The organism is Neorhizobium sp. PAMB6630, from assembly GCF_058242775.1.
Map to the genome: position 1 here is coordinate 3497866 of NZ_CM177836.1, position 20251 is coordinate 3518116.

At 60.9% G+C, this 20251-nt stretch carries 17 protein-coding genes; 1 reads left to right on the top strand and 16 read right to left on the bottom strand.

Going from position 1 to position 20251, the window contains the following annotated elements; genetic code table 11:
* Nucleotides 1–27: 27 nt before the first annotated feature.
* From miaB to AC4CWF_RS16735, 13 genes are all read right to left on the bottom strand, one after another.
* On the bottom strand, nt 28–1455 hold the full coding sequence (miaB, locus tag AC4CWF_RS16675; protein WP_491282744.1) for a tRNA (N6-isopentenyl adenosine(37)-C2)-methylthiotransferase MiaB: 1428 nt from the start codon (nt 1453–1455) through the stop codon (nt 28–30).
* 47 nt (nt 1456–1502) lie between these two features.
* Nucleotides 1503–2297 carry a lyso-ornithine lipid O-acyltransferase gene (gene olsA, locus AC4CWF_RS16680; protein ID WP_491282745.1) on the bottom strand — a complete coding sequence of 265 codons (795 nt, stop codon included), beginning with the start codon at nt 2295–2297 and terminating at the stop codon, nt 1503–1505.
* Nucleotides 2294–2722 carry a Fur family transcriptional regulator gene (locus AC4CWF_RS16685; protein WP_210103724.1) on the bottom strand — a complete coding sequence of 143 codons (429 nt, stop codon included), beginning with the start codon at nt 2720–2722 and terminating at the stop codon, nt 2294–2296. Before AC4CWF_RS16685 ends, olsA begins: the two co-directional genes overlap by 4 nt.
* A 41-nt stretch (nt 2723–2763) precedes the next feature.
* A complete protein-coding gene (locus AC4CWF_RS16690) occupies nt 2764–3258 on the bottom strand; it encodes a GNAT family N-acetyltransferase (protein ID WP_491282746.1) in 495 nt (164 codons plus the stop codon).
* Nucleotides 3259–3267: 9 nt separating this feature from the next.
* Nucleotides 3268–3927, bottom strand: a complete 660-nt coding sequence (tsaB, locus tag AC4CWF_RS16695) for a tRNA (adenosine(37)-N6)-threonylcarbamoyltransferase complex dimerization subunit type 1 TsaB (protein ID WP_491282747.1) — start codon at nt 3925–3927, stop codon at nt 3268–3270.
* A gap of 6 nt (nt 3928–3933) precedes the next feature.
* A complete protein-coding gene (locus tag AC4CWF_RS16700) occupies nt 3934–4500 on the bottom strand; it encodes a NifU family protein (protein ID WP_491282748.1) in 567 nt (188 codons plus the stop codon).
* Between the two features lie 114 nt (nt 4501–4614).
* On the bottom strand, nt 4615–5109 hold the full coding sequence (locus AC4CWF_RS16705; RefSeq protein WP_491282749.1) for a universal stress protein: 495 nt from the start codon (nt 5107–5109) through the stop codon (nt 4615–4617).
* A gap of 120 nt (nt 5110–5229) precedes the next feature.
* Complete coding sequence (gene trpS, locus AC4CWF_RS16710; RefSeq protein WP_491282750.1) at nt 5230–6294, bottom strand: tryptophan--tRNA ligase; 1065 nt, start codon at nt 6292–6294, stop codon at nt 5230–5232.
* Nucleotides 6295–6432: 138 nt separating this feature from the next.
* Nucleotides 6433–6837 (bottom strand): VOC family protein, encoded by a 405-nt coding sequence (locus AC4CWF_RS16715; RefSeq protein ID WP_491282751.1) that lies wholly within the window; start codon nt 6835–6837, stop codon nt 6433–6435.
* Nucleotides 6838–6894: 57 nt separating this feature from the next.
* On the bottom strand, nt 6895–8502 hold the full coding sequence (locus AC4CWF_RS16720; RefSeq protein ID WP_491282752.1) for an ABC transporter ATP-binding protein: 1608 nt from the start codon (nt 8500–8502) through the stop codon (nt 6895–6897).
* A gap of 2 nt (nt 8503–8504) precedes the next feature.
* Complete coding sequence (locus tag AC4CWF_RS16725; RefSeq protein WP_491282753.1) at nt 8505–9635, bottom strand: ABC transporter permease; 1131 nt, start codon at nt 9633–9635, stop codon at nt 8505–8507.
* Nucleotides 9628–10551, bottom strand: coding sequence for an oligopeptide ABC transporter permease OppB (oppB, locus tag AC4CWF_RS16730; protein ID WP_491282754.1), 924 nt, complete (start codon nt 10549–10551; stop codon nt 9628–9630). Before oppB ends, AC4CWF_RS16725 begins: the two co-directional genes overlap by 8 nt.
* Nucleotides 10552–10613: 62 nt before the next feature.
* Nucleotides 10614–12212, bottom strand: coding sequence for a peptide ABC transporter substrate-binding protein (locus tag AC4CWF_RS16735; RefSeq protein ID WP_491282755.1), 1599 nt, complete (start codon nt 12210–12212; stop codon nt 10614–10616).
* A gap of 362 nt (nt 12213–12574) precedes the next feature.
* Here AC4CWF_RS16735 and AC4CWF_RS16740 point away from each other — a divergent pair, with 362 nt between their 5' ends.
* A complete protein-coding gene (locus tag AC4CWF_RS16740) occupies nt 12575–12997 on the top strand; it encodes a YcbK family protein (RefSeq protein WP_491282756.1) in 423 nt (140 codons plus the stop codon).
* Between the two features lie 13 nt (nt 12998–13010).
* Here AC4CWF_RS16740 and murJ read toward each other — a convergent pair whose 3' ends face one another.
* From murJ to mutS, 3 genes are all read right to left on the bottom strand, one after another.
* Nucleotides 13011–14585, bottom strand: a complete 1575-nt coding sequence (gene murJ / locus AC4CWF_RS16745; RefSeq protein WP_491282757.1) for a murein biosynthesis integral membrane protein MurJ — start codon at nt 14583–14585, stop codon at nt 13011–13013.
* Nucleotides 14582–17419 carry a [protein-PII] uridylyltransferase gene (locus AC4CWF_RS16750; RefSeq protein ID WP_491282758.1) on the bottom strand — a complete coding sequence of 946 codons (2838 nt, stop codon included), beginning with the start codon at nt 17417–17419 and terminating at the stop codon, nt 14582–14584. Before AC4CWF_RS16750 ends, murJ begins: the two co-directional genes overlap by 4 nt.
* A 159-nt stretch (nt 17420–17578) precedes the next feature.
* On the bottom strand, nt 17579–20227 hold the full coding sequence (mutS, locus tag AC4CWF_RS16755; RefSeq protein WP_491285460.1) for a DNA mismatch repair protein MutS: 2649 nt from the start codon (nt 20225–20227) through the stop codon (nt 17579–17581).
* Between the last annotated feature and the right edge of the window lie 24 nt (nt 20228–20251).

Consider the following 20251-nt stretch of genomic DNA (forward strand, 5'->3'; position numbering starts at 1 on the left):
AGGCTCCTATATCTGGCTTTGAACCATTTAACGCTCGATCCTCTCGGCAAACAAGCTGTTTGGTCCCGTGCCTGTGATTCGTACCTGGATAATGTCACCGATTTGCGATGTTTTTGCATCAACATTCACAGACTGCAGCCAAGGCGAGCGACCGATCAGCTGGTCGGGCATCCGGCCCGGCTTTTCAAGCAGCAGATCGATGGTCTTGCCGACGCAGGTTTCAGCGAACGCATGCTGCTGCTTCAGGAGAAGCGCCTGCAGCCGTTCCAGCCGCTCAGCCTTGACAGCATCATCGACCTGAGAACCGAGATCGGCGCCCGGAGTTCCCGGTCGCGTCGAATATTTGAACGAGAAGGCCTGCGCGTATTCGACGGTTTCCACAAGGCGCAGCGTATCCTCGAAATCCGCATCCGTTTCGCCGGGAAAGCCGACGATGAAATCACCTGACAGCGCAATATCGGGGCGGGCCGTGCGGATACGCTCGATGAGGCGCAGATAATCGGCCGCCGTATGGCGCCGGTTCATCGCCTTCAGGATGCGGTCGGAACCCGCCTGCACCGGCAGATGCAGATAGGGCATCAGCGTGCGCAGGTTGCGATGCGCCTCGATCAGCCGGTCATCCATGTCGCGCGGATGGCTCGTTGTATAACGAAGCCGCGCAAGCCCCGGAATTTCGGCCAGTCGATAGAGAAGATCGCCAAGGCTCCAGGCATCGCCGGAGGGACCGGCACCATGCCAGGCATTGACGTTCTGGCCAAGCAGTGTCACCTCGCGCACGCCCGCATCGACCAGACGTTTTGCCTCGTCGAGGATCTGGGAGAGCGGGCGCGACACTTCCGAGCCGCGCGTATAGGGCACAACGCAGAACGTGCAGAACTTGTCGCAACCTTCCTGCACCGTCAAAAAGGCGGTCACGCCGCGCGAGCGGATGGCGGAGCGTTCGGCGGCTGGCAGGTGCTCGAACTTGTCTTCGACGGCATAATCGGTCTCAATCACGCGCTCGCCGGCGCGGGCGCGTTTCAGCGCCTGCGGCAGCCGGTGATAGGTCTGCGGGCCGATCACCACATCGACGGCTGGCGCACGACGCAGGATTTCCTCGCCTTCCGCCTGCGCGACGCAGCCGGCAACGCCGATCATCATCTCGCGGCCGTTGGCGTTGCGCTCTTTTTTCATGTCGCGCAGCCGGCCAAGCGCCGAATAGACCTTGTCGGCGGCCTTTTCGCGAATGTGGCAGGTGTTCAAAAGAACGAGATCGGCATCCTCCACCGTCTCGGTGGTCACATAACCTTCGCTTGCCAGCGCATCGCCCATGCGCATGGAATCATAAACGTTCATCTGACACCCGTAGGTCTTGATGAACACTTTTCGCGAATTGCCCACAGGGCTTGCCTGCGGGATGGCGATGTCGCCGCCGGAGGGCGTGGCGGCTGGAAGGGTGGCTGTAAGGTCGGTCATGGCCGCCTCTTTACTGCAAGACGGCCTGAATTAGAAGGGCTTCGTGCTTAACGGCTGCGCGGATAAAGCCTGTCACGCAGCATGGCGCGCAACCGGTCCACCACGGTAGCACCCGCCACCTTGCGACTGGTCTCGGCGCGAAACTCCACCACCTCGCCGAAATCCACGTCCACTTCCATGGCTTCCGCCTTCAAGACGCCCATCAGATGCGGCACAAGCTCGACATCGCCGGGCCATGCGGCAATCGGGCGGTGGTAGCGGCCCATCGGCATGCCATAAATGCCGGTATAGGCAATCGACACCGGCTGCACATAAACGACACCATCGGGTGCGGATGAGACGGCCGCAGAGGCTGCGCCGAACAGCGAGGATTTAACCTCCATCAGCCGGTTGCCATCCGATGTCGTGCCTTCGGGAAACAGCACGATGATTTCAGATGCGGCAAGGCGAGCGGCAATCTCGTTCACCTGCTCGCCGGCCTTTCGCTTCTGCTCGCGCACCACGAAAACGGATTTCTGCAGCTTGGCGAGCCAGCCGAACACTGGCCAATCCGCCACCTCGGCCTTGGCGACAAAGACGACATCGGCAATCGCGCCGAGCACGAGAATGTCCTTCCAGGAGGCATGGTTGGCGGCCAGCATCAGCGGTCGGCGGCTTTCAATACGCCCATGCTGGCGAATGCGGATGCCGAGCAGATAACAGGCAGCCCGGTGCCAGAAGCGCGGCAGGCGGCGGCGCAACGTCCAGTCGAATTTCAGGGACAGAAGCTGCACCGGCAAAAGCACAAGCGTCAGCACCGAGAGGAGCAGGAAGACCAGCCCGATCCGTAGCCAGTTGATCACGGATCGTCCTTGTCGAGCGGGATGCCGTACAGCTCCAGCCGGTGGCCGACGAGACGGAAGCCGTGCTCGCGGGCAATGCGCTCCTGCAGCGCCTCGATCTCGGCGGAGCGGAATTCCACCACTTCGCCGGTCTTCACATCGATCATGTGGTCGTGATGTTCTTCCGGCACGGTTTCATAACGCGAGCGGCCATCGCGAAAATCGTGCTTCTCGATGATGCCGGCATCCTCGAACAGTTTGACCGTGCGATAGACCGTGGAAATCGAAATGCGCGAATCAACCTTGGTGGCGCGGCGGTAGAGTTCCTCCACGTCAGGATGGTCGTCACTGTCCTGCAGGATGCGCGCAATCACGCGGCGCTGATCGGTCATGCGCATGCCACGCTCGGCGCACAGCTCCTCCAGGGATTTGGAAAGGTCTGTCATGTCGTCAGGGCCTTGCGTCGCAGAATTGGATCTTTACCGGACTAGCGAAGATCGCGCCGCATGACAAGCGCTGCGGTCCGCGTGCCGTCCGTGCCGGTGTAGTAAGCCGGGCGTCGCGCCACCTCTAAAAAGCCCAGACGCTGGTAAAGCCCGACGGCTGCGACATTGTTTTCCGCGACCTCCAGAAACATGGTTTCGGCGCCGCGAACCTCCGCTTCCCGCAGTGCTGCCTGCATCAGGCGCCAACCAAGGCCGGTGCGGCCCAGTTTTTCACCGACGGCAATCGTCAAAATTTCCGCCTCGCCCGCCACCTCGCGCGACAGCACGAAACCGCCAAGCGGACGGCTGAAAAAAGCGTTGGATTGCAGTGCGGAGAAACCGAACACGCCGTCCTGAGCCAGCAGTGCCAACATTTCTTCCTCGCTCCACTGGCGCGAAAAACGCTGGCCATGCAGTTCGGAGGCAGGGCGGCAATCGCTGTCCTGCATCGGCACGATATCGAAAAAGGGCTTCCAGGTCAGGTAATCGTCAAACATCGAGAATCGTCAGGCGCGGGAAAGAGCAAATCCGTCCTGCGGTTTAGCATCCGGTCCGCGAAGGTAAAGCGGTTTCGGCCGCGCCGCATCGGCTTCAGCTTCCGCACCGATGCGGGCGACCATGGCAATGTCGAAGCGATCCGGCTCACCGGCAGCAACCTCGCCCGCCAGAAGCGCTGCGGCAGTGCCGGTAACGGCTGCACCATGGATTTGCGCGAGATGGCGTAGATCCTCAAGCGAAATGGCGGCAGCCTCAGTCAGGGCAACACCGTCAGCTCCAAAAACCTGCGCATAGATCTCGTCGCGCTTGGCATCCATCGCGGCGATGACCGGACGGGTGGCATCCTGCGCCAGAGAGGCCCGCGCCATCACGGAAAGCGTTGTCACGCCAACCGCATCGGCCGACAGGGAAAGCGCAAAACCACGGGCGGCGGCCACGCCGACGCGAATGCCGGTAAACGAACCCGGCCCGATGGTGACGGCAATACGGGTGATATCCGACAGCGTAACGTCTGCCGTTTCCAGCACGTCATCAATGATCGCCATCAGCCGTTCCGCATGGCCCTTGCCGATGCGTTCCGTCACGGATGCCAGGATCTTTTCCTGCGAAGCGTCATAGACCGCGGCGGAACAATCCACCCCGGCCGTATCGATGGCGAGTAGCATCATGAAGGATCAGAGCGCCTCGACCGACTGCACTTCCGGCACGAAATGCTTGAGCAGGTTCTGCACGCCATGCTTCAGCGTTGCCGTCGAAGACGGGCAGCCGGAGCACGCACCCTTCATGTTGAGATAAACCGTGCCATCGCGGAACCCCTTGAAGGTGATATCGCCGCCATCCTGGGCCACGGCCGGGCGCACACGGGTTTCCAAAAGTTCCTTGATGGTGGCAACAATCGTTTCGTCGCCGTCCTCGAAGAACTCACCTTCCTCGTCGGTTGCTTCCGCCATGCTGGCAGAACCGCCCATGACCGGCTGGCCGGACATGAAATGTTCCATGATGGAGCCGAGAATGGCCGGCTTCAGGTGCTGCCATTCCTGGGATTCCTTCGTCACCGTGACGAAATCATAGCCGAAATAGACGGCCGTGACGCCATTGATGGTAAACAGGCGGGCGGCCAGAGGCGAGGCCTCGGCTTCATCGGCATTACGAAAATCCGCCGTGCCCTTTTCCATCACCACCTTGCCGGGCAGAAACTTCAAGGTTGCCGGGTTCGGCGTGGATTCGGTCTGGATGAACATCTGGGGATCTCCTTGGCAGCCGTGGCAGCGCCAGTTTAGAACTCTTCAAAAGAAGATAATCGGGTTCATGTTTTTATTCAAGTGCGTATTTGGCACGCTGCAATCAAGACCCCGTCAGCAGAGCGCATCGATCTCGTCATTGGTCAGCGTATCCGGGAGAACTGTGACCGGGATTGGAAAGGCCGCGCCGCGCGCCGCAAGCGAGGTCACCAGCGGCCCCGGCCCTTCCTTGGAAGAGGAGCCTGCGGCCAGCACCAGAATGGCAATATCGCGGTCTTCTTCGATCACCGCGTTGATCTCGTCAGAGGCGCTTCCCTCGCGGATCACCACTTCCGGATCGATGCCGATGGTTTCGCGCACGCGCTGGGCAGCCTTTGCCATCACGGCTTCGGCTTCCTCGCGCGCTTCAGCGCGCATGATCTGTTCGACGCCCAGCCATTGCTGGAAATCACCCTCGGGAATGACGAACAGCAGGATCAGCCCGCCGTTGGAATTCTTGGCGCGACGCCCGGCATAATGCACGGCGCGTTCGCATTCCGGCGTGCCGTCGATGACCGCCAGAAATTTGCGGCGATGCCCCTCGAGCCGTGAAAGACGCTTTGAAACCATGGACGCTCCCCCTCATCTCGACCGGATGTATCGCGTTTGAGAACTTATACCAATCGGTGAAAATGAAAACCCGCCGTCCCATGAGGGGCGGCGGGTCATCCAATCACGCGCCAAAAGCGATCAGCGCAGGAAGCCGACGATGTCGAACACCTCGTTCATCACCTTTTCGGCGCGCGCACCGGCGCGTTCGCCACCATCGCGCAGGATGGCGTCGATATGGCTGGTATCGTCCATCAGGCGGCGCATTTCGCCGGTGATCGGCGACAGAACATGCACGGCAAGATCAGCAAGCGCCGGCTTGAACACCGAAAACTGCTGACCGCCGAATTCGGAAATCACCTGTTCCTTGGTCTTGTCCGACAGCGCCGCATAAATGCCCACCAGGTTTTCCGCTTCCGGACGACCTTTCAGGCCTTCCAGCTCAGACGGCAGGCCTTCCGGATCGGTCTTGGCCTTGCGGATCTTCTTCAGGATCTCGTCGGCATCGTCCATCAGGTTGATGCGCGACAGGTCCGACGGATCGGACTTCGACATCTTCTTGGTGCCATCGCGCAGGCTCATGACGCGCGGCGCAGGGCCATCAATCAGCGGCTCGACCAACGGGAAATAGCCGTGGATCGGCTCTTCGCCCACCACCATGTCGACACCCGTGCCGGTGGCGCGGATTTTCTCCTGAAAGTCGATGTTGAATTTTTGCGCGATATCGCGGGCCAGTTCCAGATGCTGCTTCTGGTCGTCACCAACAGGCACATGGGTGGCGCGGTAGACCAGAATGTCAGCCGCCATCAGGCTCGGATAGGCAAGCAGACCGAGCGAGGCGTTTTCGCGGTCCTTGCCGGCCTTGTCCTTGAACTGCGTCATACGGTTCATCCAGCCGATGCGGGCAACGCAATTGAAGATCCAGGCCAGTTCCGCATGCTGCGGCACGGCCGACTGGTTGAAGACGATATGTTTCTTCGGGTCGATACCCGAAGCGATGAAGGCGGCCGCAATCGAGCGGATCTGGCCGCGCAGGTCCTCATGCACAAGCTGGGCGGTGATCGCGTGCAGATCGACGACGCAATAGATGCAATCATTGTTTTCCTGCAGCGCGACGAACTTGCGGATCGCGCCGAGATAATTGCCGAGATGGAGATTGCCGGTCGGCTGGACGCCGGAGAAAACAAGCGGCTGGAAAGTATTCATATCGTCCTCATTCAGGCTGGTGGAGGGCCACAGGCTTTCGGGAAAACGCGTCATCGGAAAGGGTGAAGATCTTTCCGCCCGCGCCCCTGAGGGCCATGGTGCTAACGGCGCGCTTGAAGCACGGCTTGGGCCTTGCGATCAAGTGGCTGCATCGGTGTTGTGCTGGATCAGGTCCCAAAGATTGCCGTAGAGATCGGAAAACACCGCAACCGTGCCGTAAGGCTCATACCGCGGCTCTTCGATGAACCGCACACCCTTCGACATGAAGGCTGAATGGTCACGGGCAAAATCATCCGTTGAGAGGAAGAAGCTTACGCGGCCAGCTGTCTGGTTTCCAATCGCTGCCTGTTCGACCTCGCCATCGGCGCGGGCCAAAAGCAGCGAGGCACCCTCGCCGCCCTTCGGCTTGATGACCACCCAGCGCTTGCCCTCTTCCGGCAGGGGCGTGTCGAACACGGGTTCGAAGCCGAGTACCCCACAATAAAAATCTTTCGCGCGGTCATAGTCATCGACAACAAGGGTCACGAGAAACAGACTCGGCATATGTCCTCTCCTTCAAAACAGTTACGCCCGGCAGAACCGGGCGTATCATGACTTCGCTTAATGCGTGAAGGCGGCGGCAATCAGCGCCTTGGTATAATCCTCGGCGGGACTGTCGAAAATCTCTTCCGTCGGCCCCTCCTCCACGATGCGGCCGTTCTTCATCACAACCACATGGTCGGACATGGCGCGCACCACCGACAGATCGTGGCTGATGAAGACATAGGAGAGATCGTGCTTCGACTGCAGGTCGCGCAGGAGATCAATCACCTGGCGCTGCACCGAACGGTCAAGCGCCGACGTCGGTTCGTCGAGGATGACCACCTTGGGCTTGAGGATCATCGACCGGGCAATGGCGATGCGCTGGCGCTGCCCGCCGGAAAACTCGTGCGGATAACGGTTGCGCGCAGCCGGATCAAGCCCGACCTCGTTCAGCGCCTCGATGGCCCGCTTGTCCCGGTCGGCCTTGGACAGCGCCGGCTCGTGGACATAAAGCCCTTCGGTGATGATCTCTCCCACCGTCTGGCGCGGCGACAGCGAGCCGTAAGGGTCCTGGAACACCAGCTGCAGCTGGCGCCGGTAGGGCCGCATCTGTTTGCGATCAAGGCTCGAGACATCGGTCGTCTCGAAACGATAACGCCCGTCCGATTCGAGCAGCCGCAGGAGCGCGCGGCCGAGCGTCGATTTTCCCGAACCCGATTCGCCGACGATGCCGATGGTCTGCCCCTGCCGCAGCCGCACCGTCACATTGTCCACGGCGCGAAACGTCTGGCTGCCCTTGAACAGGAAACCGCCGCCGATATCGAAATCAACAACGACATTGCGGCCTTCCAGAATGACGGGAGCCTCTGCTGGCGGCGCGGGCTTCACGCCGGCGGGCTCGGAGGCAAGCAGCATCTTGGTATAGTCATGCTGGGCATTGCCAAAAATCTCTTCGCGTGTGCCCTGTTCGACAATCTCGCCGCGCCGCATCACCACGACGCGGTCGGCGACATGCTTCACCACGCCGAGATCATGGGTGATCAGCACGATGGCCATGCCGAAGCGCTTCTGCAGGTCGGCGAGAAGTTCGAGGATCTGCGCCTGGATGGTCACATCGAGCGCCGTCGTCGGCTCGTCGGCGATCAGCAGGTCCGGCTCGTTCGCCAAAGCCATCGCGATCATTACGCGCTGACGCTGACCGCCGGACATTTCATGCGGATAGCTGTCGATGCGCCGCTCGGGGTCAGGGATGCCGACGAGTTTCAACAGTTCCAGCACGCGGGCACGGGCCTCACGCTTGCCCATGCCGCGATGGTGGATGAGCGGTTCGGCAATCTGCTTCCCAATCGTGTAGAGCGGATCGAGCGAGGTCATCGGCTCCTGGAAGATCATGGTGATCTTGGAGCCGCGCACGCTATTGAGCGTCGAAAGGCTTGCGCCGACCAGTTCCGTCTCGCCATACCGCGCCGAGCCGGAAACGCGGCCATTGGCGGCGAGAAGGCCCATGATCGCCATCATGGTCTGGCTCTTGCCTGAACCGGATTCGCCGACGATGGCGAGCGTTTCGCCCTTCTTCACCGAAAAGCCGGTGCCCTTCACCGCATTCACATCTCCGTCAGGCGTGGTGAAATCTACCTTCAGGTTGGCAACTGTCAGCACGGTGTCGTTGGTCTTAGTGGTATCCATGCTCAACGGTCCTTCGGATCGAGCGCGTCGCGCAGGCCGTCGCCGACGAAATTCAGCGAAAACAGCGTGATGACGAAGAAGATCGACGGGAAGATCAGAAGCCAGGGCGCGTTCTGCATGTTCTTGGCCCCTTCCGAGATCAGCGTTCCCCAGCTGGCGAGCGGCGCCTGAACACCAAGACCGAGGAAGGACAGGAAACTTTCCGTCAGGATCACCTGCGGCACCACCACGGTCACAAACACGATGACCGGCCCGATGGTGTTGGGGATAATGTGGCGGCGGATGATCTGCCAGTCGGACAGACCCAGCGCCTGCGCCGCGCCGACGAATTCGCGGCGTTTCAGCGACAGTGTCTGGCCGCGCACGATACGGGCCATTTCCAGCCATTGCACCGCACCAATGACGGCAAAGATCAAGATGACCGAGCGGCCGAAGAACACCACCAGCACCACGACGAGAAACACGAAGGGCAGCGAATAGAGGATTTCCACAAAGCGCATCATCACATTGTCGATGCGCCCACCGAGATAACCCGACGTTGCGCCGTAGACGACGCCGATGCCGAGTGAGACGAGCGAGGCGGCAAGTCCGACGGCAATGGAAATCTGCCCACCGAGCATGACACGCACCATCAGGTCACGGCCGTTGCTGTCGGTGCCGAAGAAGAAATATTTCTGGTCCACCGTGCCTGAGAGCACCATGGAGAGCTGGTCGGGGGCGGTTTCCTTGACCTCCGTCGACTTGAACTCGTTCACCCGGTCGAAATATCGCACCGAGCGCGGATCGATGGGGCTTGAGGAGGTGACTTTGGCGGTAAACACACCCTTTTCGATCTCGAAGCTTTCGAGCGTCAGGCGGGCGCGCCTTGCCGCCGACGAGGCGACATCTTCCAGCGTCTTCGGGTCCGGCCGGGGCGAAAGGCTCGGCGGGATCGTGACGTAGGAGGCAAACACCTGGTCATAGGCATGCGGCACGAAGAGCGGGCCGGCAAAGGAAAAAAGGCCGATCAGCAGCAGCACGAGGCAGGAGACCATGGCCGCCGTGTTGCGACGAAAGCGCATCCAGGCGAGTTGGCCAAGGCTTCGCCCTTTCATTTCGGGAGCTGTCGCGGAAATAGTGGTCATGTCAGTCATGGCGAACCCTCGGGTCGAGCAGGCCATAGGCGATATCGACCAGGAGATTAAAGAGGATCACAAAGATCGCGACGAGGATGACGGTGCCCATCACCAGCGGATAATCGCGGTTCAGCGCCCCCAGCACGAAATAGCGACCGACGCCCGGGATAGTGAAAATGCTTTCCACCACGGCCGAACCGGTGAGCAGCGCTGCCGCACATGGCGCCAGATAGGAGACGACCGGCAACATCGCCCCGCGCAGCGCATGGGTGACGACGACAACCCGCGACGGCAGGCCATAGGCGCGGGCCGTGCGGATATGATCGGTATGCAGCGCCTCGATCATCGCGCCACGGGTAAGGCGCGCAAAAACCGCCAACTGCGGCAGCGCCAGCGCGATCATCGGCAGAATGAGATATTGCGCCGAGCCATCACCCCATCCACCGGCCGGCAGCCAGGAGAGAAGGACGGCAAACACCAGCGTCAGAACCGGGCCAACGACGAAATTGGGCACCGTCACGCCAACGGTTGCAAACGCCATCAGGCCGAAATCGAGCACGCTGTTCTGGCGAAGGGCAGCAATCGTGCCGAGCAACACGCCGCCGACCAGCGCGATCAGAATGGCCATGGAACCCAGCTGCATCGAATAGGGCAACGCCTTGCCGATCAACTCGGCAACGGTATTGTCCTTGTAGATGAAGCTCGGGCCGAAATCGCCGGTCAGGGCATTGCCGATATAGGTGAGATATTGCCGCCAGATCGGCTGGTCCAGATGGTAGGTCGCCATCAGGTTGGCCATGGTCTGGGGCGGCAGCGGACGTTCCAGGTTAAACGGACCGCCGGGCGCAAAGCGCATCAGGAAAAACGAGATCGTCACGACGACAAACACCGTGGGAATGGCGCTCATCAGCCGGCGAAAGACAAAGCTGATCATGGGTCAAAAGCATGACGCGCGACGACCCTTCCAGGTTGCCGCGCGTCATTCTCCCTCAAGAGTTATTCGGAGACGCTCAAATACTTGGACAGATGCTCGTTGACGGCATTGTCGGTCCAGCCGGAAATGCGCGACGATACCAGCCACAGGTCGGCTGAGTTCATGAACGGTGCAATCGGCTGGTCACGGCTGAGGATGGCTTCCGCCTTCTTCAGGATTTCCATGCGCTTTGCCACATCCCGCTCCTCGTTCGACTGCTGCATCAGCGCATCGAACTCGTCGTTCTTGTACTTGGCGTAGTTGAAGGTGACGTTGGAGCCGACATTCAGGGTCAGGAAGTTTTCCGGATCGGCATAATCGGCCGTCCAGCCGGCGCGCGCCACGTTGAACTTGCCGCCTTCCTGCAGGTAGGCGTAGTGCGAGGCCACATCGAGGTTGACCAGCGAGACATTGGCGCCAAACGTGTTCTTCCACATGTCGGCAACAGCCGTTGCAACGCGCTCGTGGTTGGCGTTGGTGTTGTAGCGGATCTCGATGTTGAGCGGCTTTTCGCCCTCACCGTATCCCGCTTCCTTCATCAGTTCGACGGCCTTGTCCTCGCGGTCGATCTGCGAGAGCGACGCCCAATCCGGCACGGCACCCTCGCCATAACCTTCCATGCCCGGCGGTACGAGGTGATAGGCCGGCAACTGCGCGCCGGAATAGATCTCGTTTGCCAGGAAGTCGCGGTCCACGGCCATGGAGAGCGCATTGCGCACCCGCACGTCGCTATAGGGCGCCTCGCGGGTGTCGAATGTGTAATAATAGGTGGCAAGCGTCGGGCTGACATGCACCTGATCGCCATAGCTTTCGCGCAGGCGCTTGATTTGGTCGGCGGAGAAATTATAGACGAGGTCCATCTCCTTGGCCTCGAAACGGCGCACGGATGCGGCATCGTCATCGATCGGGTAGAAGATCACCTTGTCCAGCTTGACGTTGGCGGCATCCCAATACTGGCCGTTCTTCACCACCGTCAGCGTATCGTTCGGCACGTGGCTCTCAAGCTTGAAGGCGCCGTTGGACACCATGTTGCCCGGCTTGACGAACTGATCGCCGAACTTTTCGAAATTGGCCTTGTTGATCGGCAGCGCGGTCTGGTGCGCCAGAAGCTGCAGGAAGAACGGCGTCGGGCGCTCGAGCGTGATTTCAACGGTCTTTGCATCCACGGCCTTTACGCCGAGCTGCTCCACGGGCACTTCGCCCTTGTTGACCTTCTGCGCATTCTTGATCGGGTAGAGAATATTGGCATAACCGGCTGCCGTCTTCGGGTCTTCGACGCGGCGCATGGAGAACACGAAATCCTCTGCCGTCACGTCAGAGCCGTCAGACCATTTGGCATTGTCGCGCAGCTTGAACGTATAGACAGTGCCATCGTCGGACATGGTCCAGCTTTCAGCGGCACCCGGCACGATCTCGCCCTTGGCATCATAAATCGTCAGGCCTTCGAACAGGTCCTTGACCACGAAGCTTTCGATATTGATGGAGATATGGGCGTAATCGAGCGTCTGCGGCTCGCCGCTGTTGCCGCGATGAAGAACCGCCTCGGCCAGCGCATTGCTTGCGCCGAACAGAAGCGATCCGACGAGAATTGTGGTCGCCAACCTGGATTTCATGAATGCCATTTTTCTTTTCCTTCCCCCCAATTTCCTGGGTACAGGGCACCGTACAAATGCGAATCTTGATCGCAAAACAAGTGGAGCGTCAGCACATTCGACAATATGCAGGCATTTTTGCGACATTAATGCGTCATCCACAACCTACGATCTGCCACATGATGCGTCATCAGACGCTGACGTTTTCAAAGCGGCATCGATGAGCCGAAAAAAGCGATGGTCTGCGAAATGGTTAACGGAAATTAGGATCAAAGGCAGCAATATCTAGAATTTGAGCATTTTTGTCCTTACTGACGTCACTTTATGAAACGAAATGCTCCGCCAGTTGAAATTCAGCTCATCCTCATGGGCATCGAACTGACGGAGACATCATGCGCACATTGTTCTGCGTCGCGCTGGCCAGCATCATGACCATTTCGTCCGCCATGGCTGCGGACACCGAAACTGTGAAAAAGCGCCGCGCCAACCTGTTCAAGCACGACTATAGCGCCGCCTATACGGTGCAGCGGGTGAGCGTCAAAACCGAATGTTTTCCGGAAAAGCTGGAAGCCATCCTTGCCCATATCGCGGTGGAGACGGGACACAAACCGGTGGTTACCTCCGGCCACCGGCCGCGGTCCGGCAAGTCTCAGCACAGCCATTGTCTGGCCGCCGATATCCGCGTGCCGGGTGTGTCCGACCGCACTGTCATAGCAGCTGCGGCGACGGCACCGGGCATCGGCGGCATCGGTCGTTATTGCAACGGCATCATCCATGTCGATGTGGGGCCGAAGCGCCGCTGGGTCTATTGCTGAAGCAAGCCGCTCATCAGCCGGGCTGCTTCGGCTTGCGCTTGAGGTTGCGGCGGATCATGCCGAGATCGGCACCACCGACGGCAAAGGCCGCGGCAAAGTAGACAAGCATTGCCACGCCGATCAGCGAAAACAGGGCAAGAACCTTCTCGATCAGCCGGGTTCCCGGTGCAAGCCAGGGGGCAGCATGGTCCAGCGCGTAGCTTAGGGCCGCGCACATGATGCCGGTTGCCACGAGCAGCATCAGGGTACGTCGTGCAAGCCCCCACTCCCAGACGAGATGGCCGCGCCGCAACAGCATGGTGAACAGCAGCGCCGTGTTGATCCAGCCAGCGGCGGCTTCTGCCGTTGCAATGCCGCGTTCGGCAATCAGCGGGAACAGCGTGATGGCAAGGCCTGAATTGACGACCACCGACAGCATGGTGAAGCGCATCGGCGTCTTGGTGTCCTCGCGGGCATAAAAGCCCGGCTGCAAGGCCTTTATCAGCACGAAGCCCGGCAGGCCGAGCCCGTAGATGGCAAGGATGGAGGCAACCACCGTGGTGTTTTCGGCGGAAAACGCGCCGCGCTCATAGAGAACGCGGATAATCGCATCCGACAGCATCCAGAGCCCACCGGCGGCCGGCAGCGTCAGGAACAGCACAAATTCCAGCGACCGGTTCTGGATATTGCCGGCCTCCTTCATGTGGCCGGATTTGAGCGCCCGCGACAGTTCCGGCAAAAGCACCACGCCAACGGCCACGCCAACGACGCCGAGCGGCAGCTGGTAGATGCGGTCGGCATATTGAAGCGCTGCAATCGCGCCTTCCTTGCTCGACGCAATCGCCTGACCGATGATCTGGTTGATCTGCGTCACGCCGCCGGTCACCGCCGCCGGCACGGCCAGCACCAGCAAACGCTTCACATTCGGGGTGATGCGCGGCATGCGAAAGCCAATGCTGATGCCGGCATGGCGCACGCCGATATAGACCACGGCCAGCTGCAAGAGCCCGGCAACCAGCACGCTCCAGGACAGATACCATGCCGTCGACAGCGGATCGGCACCGCTCCACAGCGCATAAAACAGCGCGCCGATCATCACCACGTTCAAAAAGACGGGCGCGATGGCCGCGGCAAAAAAGTGATGCAGCGAGTTCAGCATGCCGCTCATCATCGCCGTCAGCGACATGCACATCAGATACGGAAACATTACCGCGGCAAGGCGAATGGTGATCGACATCTTGTCCGCATCGTCGGCAAAGCCGGGCGCGATCACGAAGCGCACCAGAAGCGGCATGGAAAGCTCCATGACGATGGTGATCAGCAGGAGAACGGAAAAGAGAACGCCAAAAACTTCCTCGGAAAAGCGCTTGGCGCCATCGATGCCGTTCGCCTCGATTTCCTTGGAAAACAAAGGCACGAAGGCGGCGTTGAAGGCGCCTTCGGCAAACAGCCGGCGAAAGAGGTTCGGGAACCGGAAGGCGGCGTAGAATACGTCGGCCATCGGCCCGGTGCCGAGCGCTGCCGCCATCAGCGTTTCGCGGGCGAACCCGAACACGCGGCTGCCGAGCGTGGCGCCGCCAACGGTTGCAAACTTCTTGACGAGGCTCATGCTTGTGTCCGTGACTTGGCCAGTGCGGTGTTGGACACGGCGGCCGGATCCGGCGCGATGATGCCCGATGGCATGCCGCGCCGCAACTCGTCCTCCTGCTCGGAAATAACAGTCTTGAGCCGCGTGACGATGGTGCCCTGACGGTTCTCGTTGGTGACCTTCTGCCCGACGAGATCGGTCACATAGAAGGTATCGATGACCTTTTCACCAAACGTGGTAATCCGTGCCGAGTGAATGTCGAGCGACAGGTCCGCCAGGACAACCGTCATGTCTGCCAGGAGACCGGTGCGGTCGAGCCCTTCCACCTCGATGACGGTGAACTTGTTAGACAGCGTGTTCGAGATGGTGACGGAGGGGTGGACGGTAAACGTCTTGTTGCGCTTCTTGGAGCGGGCGCGGGTGGCGATCACCTCCGGCAGGCGTTTCTTGCCCGACAGCACGTCCTCGATCATACGGCCGATCGTGGCGGCGCGGCGCAACTCGTCCTCATCGTTCTGGAACTCGCGGCTGATGAGAATGGTATCAAGCGCGCGCCCGTCGGTGGTCGTATAGATCTGCGCATCGGCAATATTGGCACCGGCCGCAGCGCAGGCGCCGGCAATGATCGACAACAGGCGCGGATGGTCCGGCGCCAGCACCGTGATTTCGGTAATGGCGCGAAAACTGTCGGTGCGCACCATGGTGGCAAGCGCATGGCCGGCCTTGTCCGTCTCGCGGATAAAGCCGACATGGCGCACCTGATCTTCCAGCGGAACCGACAGAAGGTAAGGCTGGTAATGCAGCTTCGAATAGGTCTTGCGGTCCTTCTGGCTCCAGTCGGACAGTGCCTTGGCCAGCGCCTCCTCGGACGCTTTGGCCCGCTCCTTGCGCGATACTTCCGAAAAGCCACCCGACAGCAGCAGTTCGGTCTCGTAATAGAGCGTGCGCAAAAGCTGGCCTTTCCAGCCGTTCCACACGCCGGGGCCGACAGCCCGGATATCGCAGATCGTCAGGATCAGCAGCATCTTCAGCCGGTCGAGCGACTGCACCTTGTCGGCAAAGTCGGTGATCGTCTTGCGGTCGTGCAGGTCACGCGTCTGCGCCACCATCGACATCAGCAGGTGCTGGTCGATCAGCCAGGCGACGAGTTCCGTCTGCTTCGGTTTCAGCCCGAAGCGCGGGCAGAGCTTGCGCGCCACGCGGGCACCGGCAATCGAGTGATCCTCCTGGCGGCCCTTGGCGACATCGTGCAGCAGAACGGCGACATAAAGCGCCTGCCGCTCCTCGATATGCGGCATCAGCTTGTTGGCGAGCGGATGTTCGTCGGCAAAACGGCCCTTGTCGATGTTGGAGAGGCCCTCGACGGCGCGGATCAGGTGCTCGTCCACCGTATAGTGGTGGTACATGCTGAACTGCATCATCGCGACGATCTTGCCGAATTCCGGAATGAAACGGCCGAGCACACCGGCCTCGTTCATGCGCCTGAGCGTCAGCGCAGGCTCCAGCCGCGAGGTGAGGATGGAGAGAAACAGCCGGTTTGCCTCGGTATTTTCACGCAACTCGTCATTGATGAGATGCAGGCCGCGGGTGATCGCTTTCAGCGCATCCGGATGGTATTCCAGCCCATGTAGGTCAGCCACATGGAACAGCCTGATAATGCTGACCGGATCACGCTTGAAAACATCGGGAGCGGCGAGCGCAATGCGGCCCTGATCCTCGACGAATTCTGCACTGCCGGGGATCTTGCGGGTGCGCTTGCGAAAACGCGAGATAACGCCGGTAATGCCGGGCGCCGGCTTTGCCTGTTCTTCCTCAAGCGCTGCGCAGAGAATGCGGGTGAGATCACCGACATCCTTGGTGACGAGGAAATAGTGCTTCATGAAGCGTTCGACGGCCGAGAGGTTCGGCCGGTTGTGATACCCCAGGCTTTCGGCAATCTCGCGCTGGATATCGAACGAAAGACGCTCTTCAGCCTTGCCGGTCAGGAAATGCATCTGGCAGCGTACCGCCCAGAGAAAATCCTCGGCCTTCTGGAACAGCCGCCACTCCTGGCGCGACAAAACGCCGAGCTTCACCAGTTCGGCGGGATCGCGCACCCGGTAATGATATTTGGTGATCCAGAACAGCGTCTGGATATCGCGCAGGCCGCCCTTGCCTTCTTTGACGTTCGGCTCGACCAGATACCGGGTATCGCCGGCCTTCTGGTGGCGCTGGTCGCGTTCGGCAAGCTTTGCGACGATAAAATCAGGCCCGCTGTGGCTGACGATCTCGGCTGCAAAGCGTTCCTGCAACTCGTCGGCAAGCGCCTCTTTTCCGCAGAGCAACCGCATTTCGAGGATCGTCGTGCGGATCGTCATGTCCTGTTTGGAAAGCGCAATGCACTCTTCCACCGTGCGGGTGGCATGACCCACCTTGAAGCCGAGATCCCACAGCACATAGAGCAGGAACTCCACGGCCTTGCGCACTTCTTCCGAATTTTTGACCGGAAGCAGGAACAGAAGGTCGATATCCGATCCCGGCGCCAGCGTGCCACGCCCATAACCGCCGACGGCGGTCACGGCCATGCGCGAACCCGATTTCGGATAGACGTGCCGCGAAATCAGCGCGTGGACGATGGAAATCAGCTGGTCCTGAACCCAGGAGATACGCTCGGCGCAATTGAGCCCGCTGCCATCCTCGGAGAGTTTCAGCCTTGCCTTATCGCGCGCTTCGCTGTTGGCGCGGCGCAGGAGAGGCAGAAGCGCTGCCCGGATTTCCAGCATGTTGCCGTCACCGGCGTTGGCAACAGCCTCGCATTCGTCACGCAGGCCACTCACATCCAGAAGTTCTGAAAAATCAATCTCGTGTCTTGCCATCTTGCCCTGCCGGTGCCGCTCCCGCAAAGCGCTATAGCTTTTCCGGGCCGGTTTCACAATGAAATCGGCGGCAAACCAAGCGCAACGGCACAATGAACGGCAGATCTTGCCAAGGCGTTTCGCAACTGAGGCTTTTGCCTCCCAGCGGATGCCGGGAGACTATTTTTCGCCGAGCTGCCGCTTCAGCGCATAAAGCGCATCCAGCGCCTCGCGCGGCGTCATATCATCGGGGTTGATCGCCTTCAACGCGTCTTCCACCTTGGAGGGTCCGCGCCGTTCCTGCTCCTTGCGCACCGCCACCTGGAAAAGCGGCAGATCATCGATCAGCTGGCTTGCCGGGTTCTTGCGGTCGGCATCCTCAAGCTTGTTCAAGACGTCGCGGGCGCGCGAAACGACCGCCTCCGGCAGGCCGGCAAGTTTGGCCACCTGAATACCGTAGGAGCGGTCCGCCGCCCCCGGCCCCACCTCGTGCAGGAAGATGACGTCGCCATCCCATTCCTTCACCCGCATCGTGGCATTGGAGAGCCGCCCGAGCTTTTCCGACAGCGCCGTCAGCTCGTGGAAATGCGTGGCAAACAGGCCCCGGCAGCGGTTGGCCTCATGCAGGTGTTCAACGGCTGCCCAGGCAATCGACAGGCCGTCAAAGGTCGCAGTGCCCCGCCCGATTTCATCGAGGATAACAAGCGAGCGATCTGTCGCCTGGTTGAGGATGGCCGCGGTTTCCACCATTTCCACCATGAAGGTGGATCGCCCACGCGCCAGATCGTCAGACGCGCCGACGCGGGAAAACAACCGGTCGACGACGCCGATCTGCGCCGATGCTGCCGGCACGAAGGAGCCCATCTGCGCCAAAATGGCAATCAGCGCGTTCTGGCGCAGGAAGGTCGATTTACCGCCCATGTTCGGGCCGGTCAGCAGCCAGAGCGCACCAAACCCGCCATCGCTTTTCGGCGAGAGATCACAATCATTGGCGATGAAGGCGCTGGACGACTGGCGCCGCAGCGCCTGCTCCACCACCGGATGGCGCCCGCCCTCGATGTTGAACTGGCGCGAGCCATCCACCTGCGGGCGGCAATAATTCCATTCGTCGGCGAGCAGCGAAAGCCCTGCGGCGACATCGATGACGGCAAGCGCGCGGGCGCCGGCCTTGATTGCCTCGGCACTGGCCAGCACCGCCTTCGTCATCGTCTCGAAGGCAGCAAGCTCGATGGTCAGCGCCTGGTTTGCGGCATTTGCGATGCGGCTTTCGAGATCGGCAAGTTCCGTCGTGGTAAAGCGCATGGCGTTCGCCATGCTCTGGCGGTGGATGAAGCGGGCTTTTGCCTCCGGCGTATCGATCATCGGCCCGGCATTGCCGGCGGTCACCTCGATGAAATAACCGAGCACGTTGTTATGCTTGATCTTCAGCGACTTGATGCCGGTTTCCTCGGCATATTGCAGCTGCAGGCCGGCTATCACCCGGCGCGACTGGTCGCGCAGCGCCCGCACCTCGTCCAGGTCCTCGTCTGCTCCATCACAGACGAAACCGCCATCGCGCTTCAAAAGCGGCAGGTCGTCGGCCAGCGTCTCACCCAGCTGCTGTTCGAGCGCAAACGGCAGCGCCTGCAGGTCCGTCAGCGCCGCCGACAGTTCCTGCGGCAACAGCGCGCCGGAAAGGCGCTCGGCCACCTGGCGGGCAGCCGACAACCCCTGGCGGATGCCACCGAGATCGCGCGGGCCGCCGCGATCAAGAGCCAGCCGCGACAGCGCGCGCGGCATGTCAGGCACATGCTTGAGTGCGGCCCGCAGGTCGGAACACAAAGACGGCTCATCGATGAGGAAGGCGACGCTATCCAGCCGGCCGTTGATGATGGCGGGATCGGTCAGTGGCGACATCAGCCGCTCGGCCAGCAGCCGCGCGCCGCTACCGGTCACGGTGCGATCGATGGCTTTCAGCAGCGAACCGTCGCGATCGCCCGACAGCGTGCGCGTCAGCTCCAGATTGCCGCGCGTTGCCGGATCGATGAACAGCGTCGAAGCGCCGTTTTCGCGCTCGGGCGTGCTGAGCGGCGGGCGTTCCGCGATCTGGGTTTTTTCCACATAGGCGACGGCCGCAGCGGCGGCAGCGAGTTCACTGCGCGAAAACGTACCGAACCCATCCAGCGTGCCGACGCCGAAATAGCGGGTTATGCGCCCCTCGGCAGTGGCGCTATCAAACAGCACGCCCGGCTGCGGCACGGCCACGCGGCCGAGAATATCGAAGGTGACCTTCAGGTCAGGATCATGGAAGACGGTATCCGGCACGATCAGTTCGCGCGGCTCGATGCGCAGGATATCGGCGAGCAGTCGCAGCGGTGTCGTCTCCGCGACGCGAAAAACGCCGGTGGAAATATCGATCCAGGCGAGCGCCATCTGCGTGTCTGTGCCACCGCGAATGCGGGCCAGCGCCATCAGATAGTTGGATTCCGATGGCGAAAGCAGCTTTTCCTCGGTCAGCGTGCCCGGCGTCACCAACCGCACCACATCGCGCTTGACGACAGATTTGGAGCCACGCTTGCGCGCTTCCGCCGGATCCTCCACCTGCTCGCAGACGGCAACGCGATACCCGAGCGAAATCAGCTTTTGCAGATAGTCGTCGGCCGCATGGATCGGCACGCCGCACATCTGGATATCCTGGCCCATGTGCTGGCCGCGCCGGGTGAGCGTGATGCCGAGTGCGCGCGAGGCTTCCACGGCATCTTCGAAGAACAGCTCGTAGAAATCGCCCATGCGATAGAACAGCAGCGAGTCCGGGTTGTTCGCCTTGATCTCGATAAACTGCTCCATCATCGGCGTCGCGGAAGCCCGGCTTTC

Excerpts from the sequence above, each read along its gene's own strand:
- miaB (WP_491282744.1), bottom strand. The coding sequence starts at position 1,455 with ATGACCGACCTTACAGCCACCCTTCCAGCCGCCACGCCCTCCGGCGGC.
- AC4CWF_RS16685 (WP_210103724.1), bottom strand. The coding sequence starts at position 2,722 with ATGACAGACCTTTCCAAATCCCTGGAGGAGCTGTGCGCCGAGCGTGGC.
- AC4CWF_RS16690 (WP_491282746.1), bottom strand. The coding sequence starts at position 3,258 with ATGTTTGACGATTACCTGACCTGGAAGCCCTTTTTCGATATCGTGCCG.
- tsaB (WP_491282747.1), bottom strand. The coding sequence starts at position 3,927 with ATGATGCTACTCGCCATCGATACGGCCGGGGTGGATTGTTCCGCCGCG.
- AC4CWF_RS16700 (WP_491282748.1), bottom strand. The coding sequence starts at position 4,500 with ATGTTCATCCAGACCGAATCCACGCCGAACCCGGCAACCTTGAAGTTT.
- AC4CWF_RS16705 (WP_491282749.1), bottom strand. The coding sequence starts at position 5,109 with ATGGTTTCAAAGCGTCTTTCACGGCTCGAGGGGCATCGCCGCAAATTT.
- trpS (WP_491282750.1), bottom strand. The coding sequence starts at position 6,294 with ATGAATACTTTCCAGCCGCTTGTTTTCTCCGGCGTCCAGCCGACCGGC.
- AC4CWF_RS16715 (WP_491282751.1), bottom strand. The coding sequence starts at position 6,837 with ATGCCGAGTCTGTTTCTCGTGACCCTTGTTGTCGATGACTATGACCGC.
- AC4CWF_RS16720 (WP_491282752.1), bottom strand. The coding sequence starts at position 8,502 with ATGGATACCACTAAGACCAACGACACCGTGCTGACAGTTGCCAACCTG.
- AC4CWF_RS16725 (WP_491282753.1), bottom strand. The coding sequence starts at position 9,635 with ATGACTGACATGACCACTATTTCCGCGACAGCTCCCGAAATGAAAGGG.
- oppB (WP_491282754.1), bottom strand. The coding sequence starts at position 10,551 with ATGATCAGCTTTGTCTTTCGCCGGCTGATGAGCGCCATTCCCACGGTG.
- AC4CWF_RS16735 (WP_491282755.1), bottom strand. The coding sequence starts at position 12,212 with ATGGCATTCATGAAATCCAGGTTGGCGACCACAATTCTCGTCGGATCG.
- AC4CWF_RS16740 (WP_491282756.1), top strand. The coding sequence starts at position 12,575 with ATGCGCACATTGTTCTGCGTCGCGCTGGCCAGCATCATGACCATTTCG.
- murJ (WP_491282757.1), bottom strand. The coding sequence starts at position 14,585 with ATGAGCCTCGTCAAGAAGTTTGCAACCGTTGGCGGCGCCACGCTCGGC.
- AC4CWF_RS16750 (WP_491282758.1), bottom strand. The coding sequence starts at position 17,419 with ATGGCAAGACACGAGATTGATTTTTCAGAACTTCTGGATGTGAGTGGC.
- mutS (WP_491285460.1), bottom strand. The coding sequence starts at position 20,227 with ATGATGGAGCAGTTTATCGAGATCAAGGCGAACAACCCGGACTCGCTG.